This window comes from Sinorhizobium mexicanum (assembly GCF_013488225.1).
In the GTDB taxonomy this organism is placed as follows: Bacteria; Pseudomonadota; Alphaproteobacteria; order Rhizobiales; family Rhizobiaceae; genus Sinorhizobium; species Sinorhizobium mexicanum.
In genome coordinates, this window is the sequence record NZ_CP041241.1 from 1,211,739 (window position 1) to 1,232,060 (window position 20,322).

Annotated in this window: 17 protein-coding genes and 3 pseudogenes; 10 read left to right on the forward strand and 10 right to left on the reverse strand. The window is 60.7% G+C overall.

Annotated features, from left to right (window positions below):
• The first annotated feature begins 186 nt into the window (after window positions 1-186).
• From FKV68_RS29750 to FKV68_RS29760, 3 genes are all read left to right on the forward strand, one after another.
• Window positions 187-1,587, forward strand: coding sequence for a sensor histidine kinase (locus FKV68_RS29750; RefSeq protein WP_425347605.1), 1,401 nt, complete (start codon window positions 187-189; stop codon window positions 1,585-1,587).
• Complete coding sequence (locus FKV68_RS29755) at window positions 1,584-2,225, forward strand: LuxR C-terminal-related transcriptional regulator (RefSeq protein ID WP_180942515.1); 642 nt, start codon at window positions 1,584-1,586, stop codon at window positions 2,223-2,225. Before FKV68_RS29750 ends, FKV68_RS29755 begins: the two co-directional genes overlap by 4 nt.
• 144 nt (window positions 2,226-2,369) lie before the next feature.
• The gene (locus tag FKV68_RS29760; RefSeq protein ID WP_180942516.1) at window positions 2,370-2,762 is read left to right on the forward strand and encodes a GFA family protein; all 393 of its coding nucleotides are present in this window, start codon (window positions 2,370-2,372) and stop codon (window positions 2,760-2,762) included.
• Between the two features lie 103 nt (window positions 2,763-2,865).
• Here FKV68_RS29760 and FKV68_RS29765 read toward each other — a convergent pair whose 3' ends face one another.
• Window positions 2,866-4,374 carry a winged helix-turn-helix domain-containing tetratricopeptide repeat protein gene (locus FKV68_RS29765; protein WP_180942517.1) on the reverse strand — a complete coding sequence of 503 codons (1,509 nt, stop codon included), beginning with the start codon at window positions 4,372-4,374 and terminating at the stop codon, window positions 2,866-2,868.
• A gap of 129 nt (window positions 4,375-4,503) precedes the next feature.
• On the opposite strand from FKV68_RS29765, the gene FKV68_RS29770 reads away from it, so the two are divergent.
• On the forward strand, window positions 4,504-4,761 hold the full coding sequence (locus FKV68_RS29770) for a DUF1127 domain-containing protein (protein WP_245181496.1): 258 nt from the start codon (window positions 4,504-4,506) through the stop codon (window positions 4,759-4,761).
• Window positions 4,762-4,863: 102 nt separating this feature from the next.
• On the forward strand, window positions 4,864-6,030 hold the full coding sequence (locus FKV68_RS29775) for an MFS transporter (protein WP_180942518.1): 1,167 nt from the start codon (window positions 4,864-4,866) through the stop codon (window positions 6,028-6,030).
• Between the two features lie 229 nt (window positions 6,031-6,259).
• Here FKV68_RS29775 and FKV68_RS29780 read toward each other — a convergent pair whose 3' ends face one another.
• Window positions 6,260-6,754, reverse strand: coding sequence for a hypothetical protein (locus tag FKV68_RS29780; RefSeq protein WP_180942519.1), 495 nt, complete (start codon window positions 6,752-6,754; stop codon window positions 6,260-6,262).
• 460 nt (window positions 6,755-7,214) lie between these two features.
• Between FKV68_RS29780 and FKV68_RS29785 the strand changes: the two genes are divergently transcribed.
• Window positions 7,215-8,402 (forward strand): right-handed parallel beta-helix repeat-containing protein, encoded by a 1,188-nt coding sequence (locus FKV68_RS29785; RefSeq protein WP_245181497.1) that lies wholly within the window; start codon window positions 7,215-7,217, stop codon window positions 8,400-8,402.
• 68 nt (window positions 8,403-8,470) lie between these two features.
• Here the strand turns inward: FKV68_RS29785 and rctB are convergent, their stop codons facing one another.
• The 3 genes and pseudogenes from rctB to FKV68_RS29800 all read right to left on the reverse strand — a co-directional run bounded on the left by rctB (window position 8,471) and on the right by FKV68_RS29800 (window position 11,087).
• Window positions 8,471-8,839 carry an SMa0974 family conjugal transfer regulator gene (gene rctB, locus FKV68_RS29790; RefSeq protein ID WP_180942520.1) on the reverse strand — a complete coding sequence of 123 codons (369 nt, stop codon included), beginning with the start codon at window positions 8,837-8,839 and terminating at the stop codon, window positions 8,471-8,473.
• A 56-nt stretch (window positions 8,840-8,895) separates the two neighbouring features.
• Window positions 8,896-10,159 (reverse strand): annotated as a pseudogene (locus FKV68_RS29795) (8-amino-7-oxononanoate synthase family protein).
• Between the two features lie 205 nt (window positions 10,160-10,364).
• Entirely contained in the window at window positions 10,365-11,087 is a 723-nt protein-coding gene (locus tag FKV68_RS29800) for a response regulator transcription factor (protein WP_342454808.1), read from the reverse strand.
• 229 nt (window positions 11,088-11,316) lie between these two features.
• On the opposite strand from FKV68_RS29800, the pseudogene FKV68_RS33450 reads away from it, so the two are divergent.
• A pseudogene (locus tag FKV68_RS33450) lies at window positions 11,317-11,911 on the forward strand (nucleotidyltransferase domain-containing protein); the annotation flags it as partial.
• A gap of 196 nt (window positions 11,912-12,107) precedes the next feature.
• Here the strand turns inward: FKV68_RS33450 and FKV68_RS29810 are convergent.
• The 5 genes and pseudogenes from FKV68_RS29810 to FKV68_RS29830 form a co-directional block, all read right to left on the reverse strand.
• Window positions 12,108-12,809: a response regulator transcription factor gene (locus FKV68_RS29810; RefSeq protein WP_180942522.1), complete on the reverse strand. Its 702-nt coding sequence runs from the start codon at window positions 12,807-12,809 to the stop codon at window positions 12,108-12,110.
• A gap of 28 nt (window positions 12,810-12,837) precedes the next feature.
• On the reverse strand, window positions 12,838-13,614 hold the full coding sequence (locus tag FKV68_RS29815) for an SDR family oxidoreductase (protein ID WP_180942523.1): 777 nt from the start codon (window positions 13,612-13,614) through the stop codon (window positions 12,838-12,840).
• A pseudogene (locus tag FKV68_RS29820) lies at window positions 13,611-15,027 on the reverse strand (thiamine pyrophosphate-dependent enzyme). The gene FKV68_RS29815 and the pseudogene FKV68_RS29820 overlap by 4 nt, the downstream one beginning before the upstream one ends.
• The gene (locus FKV68_RS29825) at window positions 15,024-16,382 is read right to left on the reverse strand and encodes an aspartate aminotransferase family protein (protein ID WP_180942524.1); all 1,359 of its coding nucleotides are present in this window, start codon (window positions 16,380-16,382) and stop codon (window positions 15,024-15,026) included. The pseudogene FKV68_RS29820 and the gene FKV68_RS29825 overlap by 4 nt, the downstream one beginning before the upstream one ends.
• A 111-nt stretch (window positions 16,383-16,493) precedes the next feature.
• Window positions 16,494-17,183 (reverse strand): GntR family transcriptional regulator, encoded by a 690-nt coding sequence (locus FKV68_RS29830; protein ID WP_180943961.1) that lies wholly within the window; start codon window positions 17,181-17,183, stop codon window positions 16,494-16,496.
• Window positions 17,184-17,454: 271 nt separating this feature from the next.
• Between FKV68_RS29830 and FKV68_RS29835 the strand changes: the two genes are divergently transcribed.
• Genes FKV68_RS29835 through FKV68_RS29845 form a run of 3 tightly spaced genes read left to right on the forward strand, consistent with a single transcriptional unit; the run spans window position 17,455 to window position 20,322 of the window.
• The gene (locus FKV68_RS29835) at window positions 17,455-18,570 is read left to right on the forward strand and encodes an ABC transporter ATP-binding protein (protein ID WP_180942525.1); all 1,116 of its coding nucleotides are present in this window, start codon (window positions 17,455-17,457) and stop codon (window positions 18,568-18,570) included.
• Window positions 18,567-19,466, forward strand: coding sequence for an ABC transporter permease (locus FKV68_RS29840; RefSeq protein ID WP_180942526.1), 900 nt, complete (start codon window positions 18,567-18,569; stop codon window positions 19,464-19,466). The genes FKV68_RS29835 and FKV68_RS29840 overlap by 4 nt, the downstream gene beginning before the upstream one ends.
• Window positions 19,456-20,322, forward strand: a complete 867-nt coding sequence (locus FKV68_RS29845) for an ABC transporter permease (RefSeq protein ID WP_180942527.1) — start codon at window positions 19,456-19,458, stop codon at window positions 20,320-20,322. Before FKV68_RS29840 ends, FKV68_RS29845 begins: the two co-directional genes overlap by 11 nt.

Below are 20,322 nucleotides of genomic sequence, written 5' to 3' on the forward strand. Positions count from 1 at the left end.
ACACCACCGTCCCCGGACCATTGCGCTGATGGATAGGACTTAGGTCCGATCACCCGCCATCAAAAGTCCGATGGACATGACCAAGGCCGCATGGCATTGACCGGCCGCTTGGGCGCATTAGTTTTACCGACGCGACTGCGATCGACGTCCAGCTGCTTTGTTGAGCGTGTAACTCCGAGATTCCTCTTGCGTGCCAATGACCTGATCAAACGATGGAACGCGCAGCCGCTGGCGAAGCAGTTCCTGCTGATCGGCGGCATCGTTGCAATGTCCGCCATGCTGGTGGTCGGCGCTTTCGTCACCAGCCTCATTGAAGGCGCCGTTACCCGGAACTCGGCAGCGACGACTGCACTCTACGTGGACAGCGTGATCGCGCCGCTCCTGCCCGACATGCAGACGACGCAAGTTCTCGACGACACGGTTGCGCGCGCGCTCGACGAGACGCTCGGACAAGGGGCCCTCGGAAACCGGTTGCTGGCATTTCGCCTGTGGCGCTCGGACGGCACCATTCTCTATTCGAACGAAGAGAACATGGTCGGACAGCGTTTCGAGCTCGGCGATGAGCTGAGAACCGCATTCGGCGGCGAGATGGTGGCTCAGTTCAAGCCCGCTGACGACGCCGCGGACGAGACGAACCAACGGGCGGGCAAGCCGCTGCTCGAGATCTACAATCCTGTGCTCCAGCCTTGGTCCGGACAGGTCGTCGCGGTTTCGGAGTTCCATGAAATTGCCCACGATTTCGAAACCAGCCTGAGTCAGGCCCGTTTTCTGACCTGGCTGGCCGTCGCAGGCTTCACCCTGGCGTTTTTCATCATGCTTTCTGCGATCGTTATGCGCGGCAGCAGGACCATCGAAAAGCAGCGCCATGCGCTTCGGCAGCGTGTGGACGAGCTTTCGGCTCTGCTCTCGCAGAACGAGGCCCTGCGTGGGCGCTTGCAGCACGCTTCGCAACGCGCAACAGCGTTGAACGAGAACATGCTGCGCCGACTCGGTGCCGATTTGCATGATGGCCCGGCGCAGCTCGTCGCCTTCGCCTCGTTGCGGCTGGACAGCAACGCATTGGTCAGTGCATCGACTTCGGCCGCGGTACGCGAACGGGAAATCACAGCCATCAAGGCAAGCCTCGACGAGGCGATGCACGAGATCAGAACGATATGCAGCGGGCTGGTTCTGCCGCAGATCGAGATGGCGAGCCTGCCGGAACTCCTGGAGCGTGTCGTTCGCGCCCATGAACAACGAACCGGATCGACTGTCGAGCTATTGCTGTCCGATCCGCCTGAACGCCTTTCTCCCTCCGCAAAGATATGCATATACCGCTTCGTGCAGGAAACGCTCAACAATGCTTACCGCCACGGTGGCGGTGTCGGACAACGTGTGGCGCAGAGCACGGAAGGCAACAGGGTCTGCATTGCGGTTGCGGACGGCGGAACGGGTTTTGATCCCAAAAACATACGACCGACGAGCCTCGGACTGGCCGGGCTCAGGGAACGGATAGAGAGTCTGGGCGGCACATTTGAAGTCGACGGCGCCGGCCCCGGCACCATCGCCAGGATGTCACTCGGTATCGAGGAGATTGGACAGGCATGATACGTGTGGCGGTAATCGACGATCACCCTCTGTTCAGAGAGGGCGTGACGAGAAGCCTTTCGGAAATCGACGGGTTTGAGATCGTTGCGGAGGGAAGTTCGCGCGACGACGCGCTGAGAATCGCCCAAAACCTTTCTCCAGACGTCATGCTCTTGGACATCTCCATGCCGGGCGGTGGGCTGAACGCGATTCCGCTGATCCTGGAATTGGTACCGCTGCAGAAGATCGTGATGCTCACCGTGTCCGAGGCTGGCGACGACGTCACGGCGGCTCTCAATGGCGGCGCGAAGGGTTATGTCCTGAAGGGGATCGGATCGAGGGCGCTGGCGGACGTCATACGGACGGTGGCCTCCGGCGACAGCTACGTCGCTCCGACACTCTCTGCCAAGCTGCTCTCGAACCCTTCGCCGGCCACTGTGAACAAATCCGACCTCATCGCGGAACTGACCGCTCGGGAGCACGAGGTTCTGCGCCTTGTGGCCTCTGGCATGAGCAACAAGCAGGTTGCAAGAAAGCTCGATCTCCAGGAGAAGACTGTCAAGCACCACATGACGCAGATCATGACGAAACTTGGCGCCGCCAACCGGACGGAAGCGGCGATGGTGCTGCGCGACGCAATAGACGGCCGCTCCGGTTAGATCATTTCAAAGCCTACACTTGCCTCGTCCCGCGCAATCGCCCGCCAGGCAGGAAAGACGCGTCTCGCCGCGCAGCCGGCTATTTGCAATGGCAGTGTTGTTCGTCGTAACATTCCGTCCGCTTGATCTTAGAGGAGACGCAGCATGGACCGATTCACGGGCGGCTGCCTGTGCGGCAATGTCCGCATTGTGGCGTCGGGGCTCCCCTACCGGGTTGGCCTTTGTCACTGTCTCGACTGCCGCAAGCATCATGGGGCCCTTTTTCACGCATCCGCGATATTCCCTGAGGATGCGGTGACAATCGATGGCGAAACACGCGACTACGCCGGGCGGTTTTTCTGTCCCCGCTGCGGCTCGTCCGTTTTCGCGCGCACCGCAGACGAGATCGAAGTGAACCTGGGATCCCTGGATGCCCCTGACCAACTGATGCCAACTTACGAAAGCTGGATTGTCCGTCGCGAGTCCTGGTTGCCGCCGTTTCCGCTCAAGAAACGATACGACCGTGATCGTGATGCCACTGGTCGCTTTGAGGAGTAGGTGGCGCGAACGGTGCGAAGGTGCCGTTACGAGGTGGCCGAGATGTCTGCCTTAATCGACATCTCAAACCAGATGATCGAGGGCTTTCGATCACGCCGGCGCGTCACTCCGGAAGACCGGCCTTGCGGAAGCCATCAACGAAGTGCTCAAGCGCCGCACCGTCGCGGAACGGCTCCGTCTCCGCCCAGTGGCGGGTTGAGAAATGCGGGTTGGAGACGAGGAACAGTTCGACCTCTGCGCGCGCCTCGTCGAGCCGGCCCAGTTGGGCAAGGCTTGCCGCCAGGAAACGGCGTGAGCTTGTACGATAAGTCTCGTCCCTGCGCAGAGTCTCGACAGCGGCTTCGTAGTCGCCGGCCGCATATTGCGCCTGGCCGAGCGTCAGATAGTACCAGCTCGCCGGCAACGGGTTCAGCCGGAACGCCTTGCGAATGTGTTCAAGGCCCTCATCGACCCGCCCGGCCAAGACCGCGATGTCGGACAGTGTCGCCCAGGTGTCGGCCTCGTTCGGGTCGAGCTCGATCGCCTTGGCGAATTCCGCATCCGCCTCGGCGAAGCTGCGCTCATAGGCAAGCAGGTTAGCCAGGACCCAGCGGCAGCCAGCGTCGTGGGGATCTATCGCGACAGCCTTGCGCGCCAGTTCCAAGGCAACGCTGCGGTTAGGCTCAATGGGTTCCCCCCAATGCACCCATCCCGTCCAGTGATTGATGGCAAGCCAGCGATAGGCCTCGGCGTATTCGGGATCGAGCGACACCGCGCGCGTGAGCATCAGATGCGCTTCGCGCGCCGTCTGCGGCGAATCGTCTATCAGCTTGCGCGCCCGCACGCAGAGATCGTAGGCCTCGAGATTTTTGGGCCGATTGCGCGGCGGTGGCGCGCGCAGCCGCCCGAGCAACGCCTCAACAATCTTGCCGGTGACCTCGTCCTGAACGGCAAAGATGTCTTCCAGGCTTCGATCGAAGCGTTCCGCCCACAGATGTTCGCCACTCACGGCGTCGACGAGCTGAGCGTTGATGCGCACACGCCCTGCGGCGCGTCTTGCGCTACCCTCCAGCAGGTAGCGTACGCCAAGGTCTCGCGCGATCTCGCGCACGTCCCTCGCCTTCGCTTTGTAGGCAAAGGCCGAGTTGCGTGCGATGACGAACAGGCCGGAGCTCCTGGACAGGTCGGTGATCAGGTCCTCGGTCAACCCATCCGCGAAGGATTCCTGCTCGGGATCGTTGCTGACATTCACGAAGGGCAGCACGGCGATCGATGGCTTGCTGGGCAGCGGCAAAGTTCTCCGCTTCGCGCCAGCGAGCTGCTCGATGGCGCCCGTGAAGCGGTAGCCGACGCGCGGAACAGTTGAGATCCATTCACCGCCGTCGGCGGCCGGACCAAGCAGCTTCCTCAGCTGCGCGATCTGGACGGTGAGGTTGCCTTCCTCGACGGCCGTGCCCGGCCACGCCGCGTCCATCAGTTCGGCCTTGGCCAGAATTTCGCCGGGCCGTTCGACGAGCGCCGCAAGCAGCTTCAGCCCGCGATAGCCGACAGCGACGGGATCATCGTTCCGAAGGAGCGTTCCCGCACCCGGATCAAGCACGAACGGACCAAAGGCAAAGCGCGATTCCTGCATGCGGCGTATCTATAGTCCGTTTGGAAGTTTTTGAGAACTTTTTGGGAGGGCTTAATTACAGCGCGGTTCGTATCCTGCAGAATTCATTCTTCTTTTTGTCCCCGGACCTCAATCCGCATGGAGGTTGCCATGAACAAAACTTTCAGCCCTGCGTCGGCTCCGCATCAGGCAGTACGGCCGGGAACGCGCGTGGGGCTCGCGGACCGATCGCGTGGGCGCCACAGGCTGGCGACCCTGCGAGGCATCATAGCGACCTGGGACACGCGGATACGCTTTCGCTGGGAGCTTGAGCGAAAGTCGAAGGACAATCCGCATTTGATCGATGATATCGGCCTGACGAGGCAGGAGGTCGAGGCGGAGATCGCCAAGCCCTTCTGGCAACGATAAGGCGAATGCTGCAATGACACCGGATCGCCAGTTTCCGCCCGCCGCAGCAGCTTACCGGCACTTGCACTTGCCGGCATTTGCCGGTCCTGCTCCGAAGCCCGCATGACGGCCGAAAGCACGACATTACCGCGCGAGGATCGGGTCCCGTGGGCGGCGATGGCCGGCATCATCGCGACCGTCACGGTGTTCGCCGTGGCACAGGGGCTGACCTATCCGCTGCTCAGCTTCATCCTGGAGCGGCAGGGGATGACGCCCGGCCTCATCGGTTTGTCGGCGGCGATGACACCCTTGGGTTTCATCGTCTCCGCGCCCTTCATTCCGACGCTGGCGTGGCGCTTGGGCGGGGCGCGACTGGCGATCCTGTGTTCGATGCTGGCGGCGTTTACCCTGATGGCGATTGCCTGGACGCAGGAAGTCTGGACCTGGATGCCGCTGCGCTTCCTGCTCGGCTTCTTCGCCAATCCGCTTTACGTGATCAGCGAAACCTGGCTGATCTCGATCACGCCCGCATCACGCCGGGCCCGCATCATGGGCCTCTATTCATCGATCGTTTCGGGTGGCTTCGCCATCGGCCCGCTGTCGCTCGGCCTCGTCGGAACGCAGGGTTGGCCGCCCTTCATGGTCGGCATCGTGGCCTTCCTTCTCTGCGGCCTGATCGTCGTTGCGGTCGTGCCGCGCCTGCCTCAGATGCCGCATGAGGGCGAGGCAACGTCGGTTGCCCGTTTCTTCGCACTTGCGCCGCTGCTGTTGTTCGCGGTTTTCACTGCTGCCGCCTTCGAACAGATCCTGCTTTCCTTGTTCACGGTTTATGGCGCCGCGCTCGGCAGCGCCGAGGAGCGCATCGCTTCCCTCATCACCTGTTTCATCGCAGGCAATGCCGTGCTGCAGATTTTGCTCGGGCGCGCGGCCGAAAAGTTTGGCTCAACGCGGACCCTGTTGTTCTGCGCCCTCGCGTCGCTGGCGGGTTGCCTGCTGCTGCCGTCGATCTTCAACTCGTCGCTCATCTGGCCGCTCGTTTTCGCCTGGGGCGGGGTCTCGTTCGGGATCTACACCCTGTCGCTGATCCAACTCGGCGAGCGTTTCACCGGCCGAGCCTTGATCGCCGGCAACGCGGCCTTCGCGTTCGTATGGGGCATCGGCGGCATTGTGGGCTCGCCCGCGACGGGACTGGCGATGCAAATGATCGGATACCGGGCGCTGCCAGCGTCCCTTGGGCTGCTTTGCTGTGTACTGGCGGTGTTTCTGGTGGCGGAGAAGCGGAGAGGCTGATCGAGGCACTGGAGCCCGTGTATTCAGAGAACCACGCTGTCGATCTTCGACACAGATGCCAGGTGAAGGCGCAAGGACTTTCCACGCCGAGTGGAGGATGCAGCATCACGGCGAAGGCGCACTGCGGCATTCCCGCCGGGTTGGTCCCTACGAAGAGCGGGTAGCGGTTTTCCGTCCGGCGTTTTGTCGGGTCCAAGAGCCAGCGCGTCGCTGTTTCAACGAAAGTGCTCTAATCAACGAAGGCCTGAAGCCGCTTTTCATCTGCCGAGGTTGCTCGCCGGTTGACGATCGTGCGGCCGCGCGAGTCCTTCATGATGTAGCGGCCGCCCCTGATTTCCTCGCTCAATCCGTCGGAATGGCGAACACTCAGGCCCGAACCGTTGTCTCGAACAGTCGTGCTCGTTGCGGTCGACTTGGCCGGACTGCTGCTCGACCGGCTACTGTTCGAGCCGCCGCTTCCCTTCCCATTTCCGCCGCCGTTGCTGTTGCCGCCGCCATTTCCGCCGCCGTTGCCGTTGCCGCCTCCGTTGCCATTTCCGCCACCATTGCCGTTTCCACCTCCATTGCCATTGCCCCCGCCGTTGTTGCCATTCTTGGCGAGGGCAGACTGGGAGGCGACGTCAAGTGTGGAGCCGGACACCGTGATCTTGTACGGGAGGGCCGCGATGGCGAAGCCGATCGACGCGGTGCACAACGCGGTGAGGAACTTTCGACGCTCCATCATTTCAGCCCTTTAATAACCTCCATCGGCGCTTCGTTCACGCGACCACGGCATTGAAAACATGCGGGCGCAACGACTGCCATTTCCGGGCGGCGAAAAGCGCCGTCGGCGCGGCAAGCCTGCGAGACACCCTCAAGTCTTTGCTCACGCTTCAATCCCGCCGTCAACTCCGAGCGCCGAAAACCGCGGCTGCCCCGGACCTTTAACTCGACCCGCTCGGACGTTCGTCCGGCCCGTTTAGGACCAAGGTCTGAGGTAGTCATGGCGCTTCTTGCATTGGCCGTTGGCACGCGATCGGGGCGCAGATCGAATGCTGTCACGCGCCCGCTTCTAGCCCGCTCCGGCTTCCATCGCCGTTGCCAATTGTTTTCCAAAGGTGGCAGAAAAGGGCACGTGATCGCGCGATTCGGAACCGCCAGGCGAAATGCCTATCGCGATTCAGACGGACCCAGGACTCGAGCTGATGATGCATCCGACAAAGACCATAAGCCTGTTCCTGGCAAGCCTGGCCCTCGTAAGCCTGGCCTTGGCGGGCTGCCAAAGCGATCTGGCCACGGTGGCAGACGCCGCCTTCAGCGAGCCGCCCAGGCCTCCGATCGAACAACCCCCGGTCGCCGAGCCGCCTACAGTCCCGCCTGCGCCGGCACCGGAACAGGCGGAGCCAAAGCCCGCCTGCGGCGCTGACGTGCAGGCCAAGCTGAAGGCCCCTGGCGCGAATGCCGTTTCGCTCGATTGCAGCATCCGCCTTTCATCGGCAGACGTCGTCACGCATGCCCTCGTCTTCGAAGGTGCTGCCGCCTCCGGATCCGTACTGGACTGCGGTGGCGGGACAATCGATGTCAGCGCCGGCACATCCCGGAAGCAGAAAACGGCGGTCGTCGTCCGGTCCAGCAAAGCCGGCTCCGGAGCCTGGTCAGCACCATCGAACGTCACGATCCGCAACTGCAGGATCAACGGCTTCGTCCGCATTTATGGTCTCGGCGAGAACGCCAATGGCGAGACCATGAAAGCATCGTCGCTGAATGCCAACCACACGGCATTTGCACAGGCCTCGGCCCCGAAGAATGTCCGCCTGGAAAACGTGACCTTCAAGGCGCCTGACGGCATACCCATTTACATCGGACCCGGCGTGACCGGAGCAGCCCTCGTCGACTCACGCATTGACGGCAAGTCGACGTCCGTCGCGGTTTATCTCGACGCGGAATCCGCCAACAACACGATCAGCAACAATGTTTTCGGAATCTCCACGGAAAGCCGGGAACTGATCGCCATCGACGGCTCGGCGAACAACAGGATTGCCAACAACACCTTCGACCACCCCGAGAATGGCGGAATATTCGTCTATCGCAACTGCGGAGAAGGCGGCGTCATCCGCCACCAGAAACCTGAGTTCAATCAGATCACCGGCAATACATTCCGCTATGGATCGGCTTTCCTCACCCAGCCGGCTGTCTGGCTGAACTCCCGCAACGGCAACCGCAACTACTGCTCCGACGAGCCGGCTTCTCCCTTCGGCAGCGCCGCCAGCAATCTCGACTTCGCCCGGCACAACATAGTGCGGGACAACAAGCTTGTGGGTGGCTCCGAAAGCCTTATCCGCAATGATGATACCACGAACGATGTCGGGGCGAATGTGGCGACGGGCGGGTGACGAGCGATGACCGACACATCCATCTACAGATTCGATGGTTGCCCCGCCCTGTCGCTGAACCGCTCCGCTCAGACGCGAGTTTTCGCATTTAATTCAACTATCTTCGGCGGAAGTACACTTTCGATGGGTGCAGGCGGTGCTTGGTCGGCTGATCGCCATACGAACTCCTCCGGCGCGAACGCCGCCACATCGAAGATGCTTGCCTCCAATGCAATTCTTATGGCGTGAGAAGCAATCAAATTTGTCGCCCCGACCCGCATTAGGATCCAGCGATCAAAGGCTTTCGCAACAACCTCACCATCGATAAAGAGGAAGATCTTCTCCAGTCCGTTGTCTATTGTCGTTTCGCACAGTTGGGCAACTTGGAGGGAAACTCCGTCGAAAAGCCCAACTGAATCCGGTAAGAAGACACAGCACTCGGAGAGGTGCTCGTACATGACAGTCCTTATGAGAATTCAATGACAGGTCTTGGTCCTGGCATGCCGGCGGGCACCTATCGTCGTTGAGAGTCAGATATCTCCGCCAAGACCTCTTGGACTGCACGGCCCAAGGCCCGGATATCGTTTTCCGAGTGACCGGCCGTCGGGCAAAGTCGTAGCCCTGCCTTCCCGCGTGCAACGGTGGGAAAGAAAATGGCCGACGTATAGAAGCCGCGGTCGAGTAGCGATCTCGCGGCTCCGATTGCCGTCAACTCGTCGCCTATCTCCACTGTGCGGATGGGCAAAGAAGAACCCTTCTGCTCGCTGGGCACGAGGCTGTCAAAGAGGGCCGTCCTCTCGCGGAGTGTCTGCTGCCGATCGGTAAGCTCTTTCGTCCGATGCAGTTCCTGCGATGCAAACGCTGCGCCGATGGCCGCGACGTTCAGTGATGCCGAGAACGCGTGCGCCACAGCGAACCTTCGAAACAGCTCTTCCTGTCGAGCCGTGCCAAGCATGATCATGCCACCCGAAGCACCGAAGCCCTTTCCAAGCGATGCGGCAATGATCGTCCGCTCCCCCAAGGAGCCCGCGATCTGCGACCTGGCGAACCCTTCCCCACGCTCGCCGAAAATTGACACGCCGTGTGCATCATCGATGTAGAGAAAGAGGCCGTATCGCTCCTGAAGACCGCGCAGTTGCTCGATGTTGGCGCTTCCACCCATGGAGTAGACGCCATCACAAACATAAGCGACACTGTCGTTGGCGCGGCACAGGGTCTCAAGGGCGTCGACGTCGTTGTGTGCAATCGTCTCGACTCTTGTTTCGGCGGCGATGGTCCCTTTGTGAAAGGCGAGCGTCGCGTGCGCGAGGCGATCGAATACCATCACCGGCCTGACGCCACCGGTAAGGTGTCCGGAAGCGATCAGCGGCAAAGCGCCCATGTTAGCCGCCAGGACCGTGGTGTAGGTGATCACCCGCGCGGCGAACAATTCCGACAGAGCCGCCTCCAGGTCACCCAGAATCGAGAAATTCAGGCGCGTTCTCGCGCATGACCAATGGAGCGCGCCGTATGTGCGTAGCGCTTCGACTGCACCACTAACGATCTTCGGGTGATTATCCAGGCCGAGATAAGAGCAACGCACGAAGTCGACGACGTTGCATCCCTTCTCGTTGGGGAGCTCAACGGTGCGCCCCGCTGAGGGGCGGCCCGTAGATCGCCATCAATCCCTGGAAATGTGCAGCGTCGAAGTGTCTGTCGGCCTGTCGGATGAGGCTGTTTGTGTTTCTGGACGCACCCCTGCCTGCAGGTTTTTCCAGTGGCTGGTTTTCAGTTTCCATAATCAATCTCCCGCTGCGCTAATACAAGCTCGACGGGAGATTGATTGCTTCGAGAATTGAATTCAACAAAGCCTCGGCGAAATATTTCTTCAATAATTTCTTTAAACTACTGAGTATTGCGAATTGTGAACTTAAAATTGCAACATTGAGCGTTTTTACATTATCCTTCGACGTTCGCATTTACTTTCCACAAAGGATCGCTCCTTCAAATATTGATCGCATAGCCCGCAGCCCGGACGGTGCGGATGAGAGCCAGCCCCGTCAGGCGCTGCAGCGAGCGACGCAGTCGTCCAACATGGACGTCAACGGTACGTGCCTGAACATAAATATTCGGTGGCCACGCTGCTTCGATCAGTTCCAGACGGCTGAAGACCCGGCCCGGTGATTCGAACAACCGGCGCAACAACTTGAATTCGATCGGTCCGAGTTGGATCTCGCGGTCACCATAGGACACAGTGCGGCGACCCTCATCCAATTTGAGGGCGCCAAATCCAACCGTGGGAGTTGGGTTCTCCCCCGCTGGTCGCGGACGGTTTGCCCCGCTTTGGACGAGGGAACTAAGATATGCGAGTAGTCTCGCGGGCGAGACCGGCCGGACGAAGTTTTCGTCGATTCCCGCCTTGAGCAAATTGAGATAGTGACGCTCATCGCCTGCTGAAACGAGTGCAATCGTTGGAATGTGCGAGGTCGCATCCGTGCCCTTAATCGCCGCGCAAGCTGTCAGCGTGATGCTGGGCTCTCTCGCCGAATCTAGGATGATTGCGGTAACTTCCTTCACCGACGCCTGCTCGAAGACATCATCGTCGCCCACCAGGATCGTCTGGAAGCCTTCACGCACAAGGATATGGGAAAGTAGCACGTAGAAATCTGCGTTGTCGGAGCAGATAAGAACCAGTGGTCTTGCGTGTTGAGCCTTCATGCGTTCCATACGGTTTGTTGTCACAAAAAATGCAAATAGTATCTATGCCCTCTCGCGTAACCCCCGCATATTCACGGGTTTTGCGAGAAAAATCGAGATGAATGCAAAAAAGCGGTGTTTTTTTCCTGGCTTTTGTTGCAACATTTTGTTGATTTTCGCGAGCGTTCTGCATTCAGCAAATTAAGTTCACCGGCTTCTCTATTCGTTCCCAATGTCCTCAAAGAACGCGCCGGCACAAATGAAGACCAGCCTCGATCACCTCCCGCACCGAAATCAGGGCCAGCTCACGCGCATCGTGGAGGTGTTACATCAAGAATTCGAGGATGCCCTCAAAGAGGGGACAGCCGATTTCAAGGAACGCGGCCGCATTCTGAAAATCATCCTCTTCGGTCGAATGCCCGAGCCACATGGGTCGATGAACTGCACACGAAGGGATACAAATCGGACTACGATTTACTGATCGTCGTCAACAACAGGAAGCTGACGAATTTCGCGACCTATTGGCACTAGGCGCAGGACCGGCCCATGCATCTGCCAAAGATCCGAACGCCAGTGAGCCTCATCGTCCATTCGAGACATGAGGTGAACACCGCATTCTGCAACGGACGGTATTTCTTCGTTGAGGTGCGCCGCGATGGCATTGTGCTTTACGAACTGGACGACGAAAAGCTGGCCGAGCCGAGACCACGTGCGTCGGCCGATGCTCTGCGGCTAGCAGAAGACTTCCTGCATCAAGCTGTCGAACAAGCCTATTCAGCCCTCTTGCTTGCGCAGACGAGTTACAGCCCGCATCTCATAATCTGAGAGATTTGCGCAGCCTCGCGAGGAGCGAGATCAGCGACTGAGGTCTTTCTCCGATTGAGAAACCGCAGCCTGATGTAGAAGCCCCATCTACCGCAGACCGGAATACGGTCCACCGGAAGTCGACGACGCCGCTCCTCGAAGCACCCAAATCGCAACTCGTTGCGCCTGTTCATGTCGGGCACAACGTATGCGATTCTCGGGCACGACTGGCTGAGCAACCGCTTCTCAGTCCAACCAGTGAACCCGTTCGTCGAGGGAGTAGCCAACAGATCGCACCGTGCGAATGATGTCGGCGCCATGACGATTCAACGCACGCCTGACGTGGCCAATGTGAATATCCACCGTGCGTGGCTCGACCTCGGCCTCAGGCGGCCAACCGGCTGCAATCAGGTCTTCACGACTGTGCACCATGGCAGGCTGCCTCATGAGATGAAGGAGCAATCGGAACTGTAAGGCGGTAAGATCGACAACGTGGCCGTTCCGAGTTACCCGAACGCCCGCAACATTCATCACCACGTCTGCGTAGCGGAGGACCGTCTCGGGTGTAATATCCAAACGACTTGGCATGCTCGCTCGAAGTCGCGTCAGGAAGTCGAGCAAAACGGCAGGATCGAAAGGGCTGCATATGACCGCGTCAATTCCAGCTACACGTGTCAAGCCGTGATCGGCATTCGGTGCGTTTGCGAAGGCGGCAATGGCTATATTGCCACCTCTTGCCGCCTTTATGCGTCGGCAAACGTCGGGAAGGTCTCCGTTTCGATTGGAGCAGTCAAGCAGGACGGCTGCCGGTGTTTCGGCGTGGATCGCATCGAGCAGCTCCCGCGGATGACTGCAAATCCCAACTTCGAACCTCTCGGCGGCAAGGATATGCTTCAGGAGAAGAAAGAGCTGCACATTTTCGGTCTGAATCAGGATTCCCGCAGTCATCTCGCACCTGCCGTTTCTCTGGGCGTGATCAGAGCGGAGCGTATTCCCCACCATTGACGTCGATGGTCACCCCATTCACGTATGCGGCCTCTTCGGACACTAGGAAGCCGATCGCTGCCGCAACCTCTTCCGGCTCCCCCATGCGCCCCACGGGAATACGCGACACGGCCGCGCGATTGACCGCGCTGTCGCGCGGCCCCGCCATCTCCGTAGCAATCCGGCCGGGCGCGACGAGATTGATGGTGATGCCGTTCGCCGCGTATCGGCCGACAAGCGAGCGTGCAAGGCCAGCAAGTGCCGCTTTCGAGGCGACATAGGCGGTGCCGGCAATCTTCGGCACCGCGCGGCCCGCGACGGAGCCAACGAATACGATGCGGCCAAATCCTTGCGCCACCATGCCCGGCAAGGCCGCCTGGCAGCAGAGCATTGCGCCCGTCAGGTTGACCGACAGAACAGCGTTCCATTCATCGAGCGTAATCTGCGGGAATGGTGTCGCACCATCGGGCCCCTTGGGCGATATCCCAGCGTTGCATACGAGGACCGCCGCCCGGCCCCAATGCTCTTCCAGCTCCCGAAAGAAGGCGAACACCTGGCTTGGGTTGGCGAGATCGACGCTGCGCGCGAACACGCGCTCAGGGTCGAACCGCGTCGACAGCTCGCCAGCAGAACGTTCGACATGGGTGGAACTCTGGCCGAAGACGGCAACTCGGTAGCCACACTTAAGGAGGTGACGGGCTGTCGCCAGCCCGATCCCCGAAGTTCCGCCGGTCACAACCGCGATTCTCGATATTGCCCGAGCCGTCATGCCGCTTCATCCATCTTGGCGAAAAGCGAAAGCGGCGGATGTGCCGCTGGATCGGTCATCACCTCGATAAGAAGCGGCCCCTCGGCCAAGCCATGGCGCAGGTGATAACCGAGTTCGCTCGGGTCTTCTACCCGGACAGCCGGGCAGCCGCAGGCCTCCGCCAGCTTCGCGTGATTGACCTCGGCAAAGTGGCAGGCGGATGTATAGTTGCCGAACTTCACCGTTTCCGCGTCACGCTGGAACCCGAGGATACCGTTGTTAAGGACGACGATGGTAACGGGAAGCTTCATCCGCACCATGGTCTCGATCTCTGCCCAGCTATGGGCGAAGCCGCCATCCCCGACGATGGCAATCACCGGCTTATCCGGACGGGCAACCTTGGCGCCGATCGCGAGTGGCAGGCCCCAACCGAGCCCCGCCAGCCCACGCGGTGTGATGAACCGCATTCCGCCAGCGGGCGCCCGCAATTGCCCCAATACCCACATGGACGAATAGCTCGCATCGGCCACGACGGTCGTCTCGCCGGTCAGCAGATTCTGGAGCTCAGCCATAAGCCGCTCTGGCCGTATCGGGCGGGACGGCGAGGTCGCGACATCCCGCTTGTCACGCTGGAAGCGCTTCCAGCATGCGGCGATGGTCTCCACTAGCCGTGCGCGATCCGCACTCCGCCGCGTCAGGTCGACGCGCTGGAGCGCCTCGCGCAGCGCCGCAAGCGTCTCCCGGGCGTCGCCGACGAGCCGGATCGCCTCGTAGTTTCGCCCGATTTCAGCGGGATCGACATCGATATGGATGACGGTCGCCTTCGGCGAGATCTGACGCCAAGTGTCCGTTCCGTTCTGATTGGTGCGCGTTCCGATCAGAATCACGAGATCCGAGTCCTCGACCAGCGCGGACGTATGACGACCGAGTGAACGCGGGCCGACCAGAGCTCCAAGAACGCCGGCGGAAAGCGGATGGTGTTCGTCGACGGCACCCTTCCCCATATTGGTGGTGAAGACCGGGAGGCATGCCTCGTCCCGCAGTGCCGCAAGTTCCGCCGCGGCGCCGCCGCAGTGAATGCCACCGCCGGCAATGACGACCGGCGCCTGTGCGGACGCGATGAGAGACGCCGCCTCGGCCAGTGCCGTATCCGATGGGCTTTAAGGCCTCGGCGAGCGGCGGCACCAACAATGTTGCAGCGGGACCATTCTGCGCGGCAACAACACCGACCTTGCCGGAAAGGCGCGCGTAGCCATCGGCCATCGCGCCACCCATGTTCTCCTGCCGATAGGCGATCTGGCGAATGCCGATTGCCTCGGCGGCGAGGATGACCGCCGATGGCAAGCTTTGACCGAAAATGAACTCCACGTCGTGGCGACGCAGATTTGCGGCAATCCGCTGCGCAACAGTCTTGGGGGTATCGTGGCTGGTCATTGCGGACGCTCCTTTCCGGATTTTGCCTCTGTGGCAAGAAACTCATCAAATGCATTGAGGATTAGGTCGATGTCGCTGTCGGTCATGGCCGTCGACAGGCAGGCCGCGGCGCCACGGGGAAGAAGGATGCCGAGCTCCAGGAATTGGCGACCCATCGTCCGCATCAACGCCGCTTCTGAAGCGCTCAGATAAGCATCGCGAAACTCACGCGGCGCAAGACGTTTGGGGTGGATACGGAACAGCGAGGCGGCGCCCGTCACCGAGAAGGCGGCTTCGTGCCTGGCAATGCAGGCCTGGAGGCCATCCCGCAGCCTGTCGCCGATCTGCTCGAGGCGATCATAGGCGTCTTGCGTCATGGCCTCCATGGCCACTCGGCCGGCAACCATCGAAACAGGATTGGCGGAAAAGGTGCCGCCTTGCGGCAGCAACGGCTTTGTCTCATCGCTTCCGAACACGCGCATCACCTCCGCGCGGCCACCAATGGCGCCGATCGGAAAGCCGCCTCCGATGATTTTTCCCGCGGTGATCAGGTCGGGCGTCAGCCCGTAGCGCGCAGAGGCTCCGCCATAACTTTGCCGAAGATTAAGTACCTCGTCGGCAAGGATCAGGATCCCGTATTTGCGTGCCGTGTTCGACAGCGCTTCGATGAAAGCAGGCTCTGGATGGATCAACCCCGCCCGGCTTGGCATCGGGTCGATCAGTACGCAGGCGATGCGGTCGCTGATTTCTCCCAAGCGCCTTTCCAACCCTTCGACATCATTGAAACGAAGGAGGTGAACCTCGTCGGCGACGCTCGGCGGAGTGCCCCGATAGGCCGGGGTCGCAGTAGGCCCTGGATCCCAACCGCCCTTGCCTGGCGCAACCCCCTGTCCCGCCTCCGCCCAGTCATAGGCTCCGTGATAGGCACCTTCGATCCGCGCGATGGCGTGCCTCCCGGTAAAGGCGCGTGCCGCCTTGATCGCAAACATCACCGCTTCCGTTCCACTGTTGACGAAGCGGACGTGCTCGATCGCGGGAATGCGGGCCGTCAGCAGTTCGGCAAGGGCAATCTCGTGCTCGGTCGGATTGGCAAAACAGGTGCCCGAGCGCATGAGGTCGACAACCGCCTCCGAGACCGGTGCGAAGCCGTGTCCATGAATGAGGGTGGTGAAGTTGTTGAGGTCGAGGAAACGGTTGCCATCGACGTCGACGAGATAGGCCCCCTCGCCGCGCTCGACATAGATCGGCAAGGGGTCCCTCTCCACGGTGGCGCGCGTGGTTCCGTCGGGGAACACGGCCTTGGCGCGATGGAATAGATGTCTAGACTTGCTGCGAGCAGTCGGCTGCCGCAGCCTGTTTGTTGCTTGAACGAGCATGATTCCGGCTTTCTGAAAGAGATAGGATCGCTCGCTTTGCACGAGCTTCACAATTTTGTTGCAACAAAATTATCGCTCGTCAAGTGCATGCAACAAAAACTTAGCGCCAGCTCAGCCTTCACCCCTTTCCCGGTTCGCGCGCTTCAGCCGGCGAAATCCGTCACGAATGTCATTCTCCATAGCCGCTCTGAGACCTGCCGAATCGCGCTCCTCAAGCGCCTCCATGGCGACCTCATGGTTGCGAACGCCGTATTTCTCCTGCGCAAACTCAGGGTAGAGGTTGTGCAGGGAAGGACCAATCCTCAGCCACAGGCTCTCGATGATCGAGACGAGGTGTGGAAGACCCGAAAGACGGTAGATCGAAAAGTGAAATTCCTTGTTATGCCAAAGCGCCTCCGCGTAGCGCCCTTCCTCAAGCGCGGCATTGATAAGCGCTTGCAGGGACTTGAGTTTCTCCACTTCCTCCGGAGTGCCACGCTGTGCAGCCTGCTCCGAGGCCAACCCCTCGAGCGCCAGACGCGTGAGCGTTATTTCTCGAAGCGCGGCCGCATCCAGAACCGGAACGACAACCGTCTTCGGTCCTGCATAGACGAGCGCCCCCTCGTTCGTCAGGCGATTGATCGCGTCACGCGCGGGTGTTGTGCTGACATCCAGGTCCTGCGCGACGGCGCGCACGGTTAACTTGTGCCCCGGCCTGTAAACGCCGCGAATGATCCGCTCCTTCATCTCGCGATAGGCAGCATCACCCAACCTTTCCATCGCCCGCTCCACTTGTGCGGATTCACTCGGGACATCGGACATTTCACCTCCTCGATCGGTTGACACTATGAATTTTTGATGCAACAAAAGTAAAGTGTGAAGGTTTTGCAAAGCTTTTGTCGCGTCAAAGGCTTTAGCAGCTTTCCCGATTATGGTCACGCGGGCCCGCAGCTTAGCGATCTGCGGGACGCCAACAATCTTAACAAAACAAACGTGCCCCGATCCCGTCGTCGAGGGCTTTCTCATCGCGGCCGGCCAACGGCACGCATCAGGGGAAGACGCTGTCAGCGTCCAGCTGAAAGGAAAGGCAGAATTGATCGGTCAATCTCTATCCCTTGTGGGACTTCAAAAACGATACGGAGCGACATTCGCGGTTCGTGAACTGTCGCTCGACATTGCCGCCGGCGAGTTCGTCTCCCTATTGGGACCGTCCGGCTCGGGCAAGACAACGGTCCTGACCATGGTCGCCGGATTTGATCGCCCCAACGCCGGCATGATCCTCATCGGCGGGCGCGATGTGACGCGACTTGCCCCCAATCATCGCAATATCGGCATGGTGTTCCAGAAATACGCGCTCTTCCCGCACCTTACGATCCGCCAGAACATTGCCTTCCCGCTCAGGATGCGAGGCAAACTGCAGAAATCTGCGATAGCCCGGCGGGTCGATGAGATGCTCGAGCTTATCCAGCTCTCCGGCTACGCGGAGCGCTACCCCAACCAGCTCTCCGGTGGCCAGCAGCAACGCGTTGCTGTGGCGCGCGCGCTGGCCTTCGAGCCCCCCGTCCTCCTGATGGACGAACCGCTTGGCGCGCTCGACAAGAAGCTGAGGGAGGCCATGCAGTTCGAGATCAAGCGTCTCCAGGAGCGGCTTGGCGCGACGGTCGTCTACGTCACCCATGATCAGGACGAGGCGCTGACGATGTCAGACCGGGTGGCAATCATGTCGGATGGCCACCTGATGCAGTGCGGCACGCCGGCGGAACTCTACCGGCAACCGAGTTCCGAATTCGTCGCGGATTTTATCGGCCGTATGAACTTCATCGACGGCGATTGCCTCGACAGCAGGGGCGGGAAGACCGTCGTCCGGTTGTCCGAGGGAAGCGTGCTGAACCTGCGTTCTACGAATGATCGCGAGCGCGAGTACCCACCGGGAACGGCTCTGCGCGTGGCGATCCGGCCGGAACGCATACGCCTTGCCAAGCGTGGCCAGGGCGGTGCGAATGCGCTTCCGGCTGTCGTGGACACCTCGGTATTCGTTGGCTCCACATACATCGTCGTCGTTCGCCTTGCCGATCGGCCAGAGGCGATCTTGCAGGTGCAGATCGCGGCGGACGGGTTCATCCCATTCGAGCGGAACGACGGCGTCGATGTCCTCCTAGACGACGAGGCTGTGCACGCCTTTCCTTTAGCGGAGAGGTGCGCGGCATGACAAATTCCAGGCCACAAGCACCGCCACGTCCGCTCTCCTTTTGGAAATCGGGATTCTCGTCGGCGCGCTTTTATTCGCTGCCCACATCCATCGCCCTGGCCGCGCCGCTCATCGCGGCGCTTGCGATCGGATTTCTTTATCCGGTCCTGAAGCTGGTCGCGCTGAGCTTTTCCGGAGGAACGCTCACTCAATATCGGCGCATTGTCACCGAGCCGCTTCACCTCAGCGTTCTCTTAAGCACGATCGAGGTCGCCCTGGTGGTGACGGTCGCCAGTCTGCTCTTCGGTTTCCCGGTTGCCTATCTCATGGCGCGCCTGAGGAAGGGCCTGGCCATGATCGTCGCAGCCTGCGTGTTCATTCCGTTGTGGACCTCCGTCCTCATTCGCTCCTACGCCTGGGTCGTGCTGCTGCAGCGAAACGGCATGATCAACAAGCTGCTCACCGATACGGGTGCAACGGACGGGCCGTTGAAGCTGATCTACACCCAAGGCGCGGTCATTCTCGCGATGACGCATGTGCTGATGCCGTTCATGATCCTGCCGATCTATTCGGCGTTGCGTGCGCTCCCCACTGACTACGTGCGGGCCGCCCGCAATCTCGGGGCGGGTCCCGCCCGGGCCTTCACAGCCGTGACACTGCCGCTCAGTCTCCCCGGCATCTTTGCCGGCAGCGTGATGTGCTTCGTGCTGGCGCTCGGCTTCTACATTACTCCAGCGCTAGTGGGCGGGCCCGGCTCGATGCTGATGGCAACCCTCATCGGACAGCAGACGACGGTGCTGCTCGACTGGCCCTTCGCGGCGGCGCTTTCGACCGTCCTTCTCGCCGTCACGCTCCTTTTTGTTCTGCTGTTTCGCAGGACGCTATCGCTCAGCAAGGGATTGAACAGTGTCTATTGATCAAGCACGGCTGTCGGGCAGTTTTCCCGCGATCCTGGATGTCTTCGCCTCCCCCGCTCTGCGCGCCTACTCGACGGCATTGGGACTCCTTGCCGCAGGCGCGGCGATTGCAGCCATTCTCTTCTTTCTGCTGCTGCCGACGCTCATCGTTATCCCGATGTCGCTCAGCGAAACAAACTATATCGAGTTCCCGCCGCGCGGCGTAACACTCAAATGGTACAGCGTCTATTTCAACGATCCCGATTGGATGGCGGCGACGTGGTTCAGCCTCAAGATCGCCCTTGCGACGACGGCAACGGCCACGATCACCGGCACCATGGCGGCGCTGGCCATCGTTCGCGGATTCCTTCCGTTCAAAACCGCGGTGCAGGCGCTCGCGCTCGGGCCCATGATCGTGCCCCACATCGTCCTCGGCGTAGCGCTCTATCTGACCTTCTCGCCGTTGCAGCTGACCGGCAGCTTCCCCGGATTTCTCGTCGCCCACACGGTGTTGGCAATCCCTTATGTGATTATCACCGTCACGGCGGCGCTGCAGCGCTTCGATCCGACGCTCGAACTGGCAGCGCTGAACTGCGGGGCGAACAGGCTGCAGGCATTCTTCCTCATCGTGCTGCCGAACATAGCCCCGGGCGTGGCGGCCGCCGCGGTGTTCGCCTTCCTCGCCTCATTCGACGAAGCGACCGTAGCTTTCTTCATCTCGGACGTCGGCGGCAAATCGATCGGGCGCAAGATGTTCGAGGATATCGACTTCAACCTGACGCCCGTCATTGCCGCAGTCTCGACGGTGCTTGTCGCCACATCGCTCCTACTCATGGGCGCGGTTCATCTCGTGAACGCCCGTAAACCCCGCTCCTGA

Excerpts from the sequence above, each read along its gene's own strand:
- FKV68_RS29800 (WP_342454808.1), bottom strand. The coding sequence starts at position 11,087 with ATGGAACGCATGAAGGCTCAACACGCAAGACCACTGGTTCTTATCTGC.
- FKV68_RS29785 (WP_245181497.1), top strand. The coding sequence starts at position 7,215 with ATGATGCATCCGACAAAGACCATAAGCCTGTTCCTGGCAAGCCTGGCC.
- FKV68_RS29815 (WP_180942523.1), bottom strand. The coding sequence starts at position 13,614 with ATGACGGCTCGGGCAATATCGAGAATCGCGGTTGTGACCGGCGGAACT.
- FKV68_RS29760 (WP_180942516.1), top strand. The coding sequence starts at position 2,370 with ATGGACCGATTCACGGGCGGCTGCCTGTGCGGCAATGTCCGCATTGTG.
- FKV68_RS29765 (WP_180942517.1), bottom strand. The coding sequence starts at position 4,374 with ATGCAGGAATCGCGCTTTGCCTTTGGTCCGTTCGTGCTTGATCCGGGT.
- FKV68_RS29770 (WP_245181496.1), top strand. The coding sequence starts at position 4,504 with ATGAACAAAACTTTCAGCCCTGCGTCGGCTCCGCATCAGGCAGTACGG.
- FKV68_RS29755 (WP_180942515.1), top strand. The coding sequence starts at position 1,584 with ATGATACGTGTGGCGGTAATCGACGATCACCCTCTGTTCAGAGAGGGC.
- FKV68_RS29775 (WP_180942518.1), top strand. The coding sequence starts at position 4,864 with ATGACGGCCGAAAGCACGACATTACCGCGCGAGGATCGGGTCCCGTGG.
- rctB (WP_180942520.1), bottom strand. The coding sequence starts at position 8,839 with ATGTACGAGCACCTCTCCGAGTGCTGTGTCTTCTTACCGGATTCAGTT.
- FKV68_RS29810 (WP_180942522.1), bottom strand. The coding sequence starts at position 12,809 with ATGACTGCGGGAATCCTGATTCAGACCGAAAATGTGCAGCTCTTTCTT.
- FKV68_RS29780 (WP_180942519.1), bottom strand. The coding sequence starts at position 6,754 with ATGATGGAGCGTCGAAAGTTCCTCACCGCGTTGTGCACCGCGTCGATC.
- FKV68_RS29830 (WP_180943961.1), bottom strand. The coding sequence starts at position 17,183 with ATGTCCGATGTCCCGAGTGAATCCGCACAAGTGGAGCGGGCGATGGAA.
- FKV68_RS29840 (WP_180942526.1), top strand. The coding sequence starts at position 18,567 with ATGACAAATTCCAGGCCACAAGCACCGCCACGTCCGCTCTCCTTTTGG.
- FKV68_RS29825 (WP_180942524.1), bottom strand. The coding sequence starts at position 16,382 with ATGCTCGTTCAAGCAACAAACAGGCTGCGGCAGCCGACTGCTCGCAGC.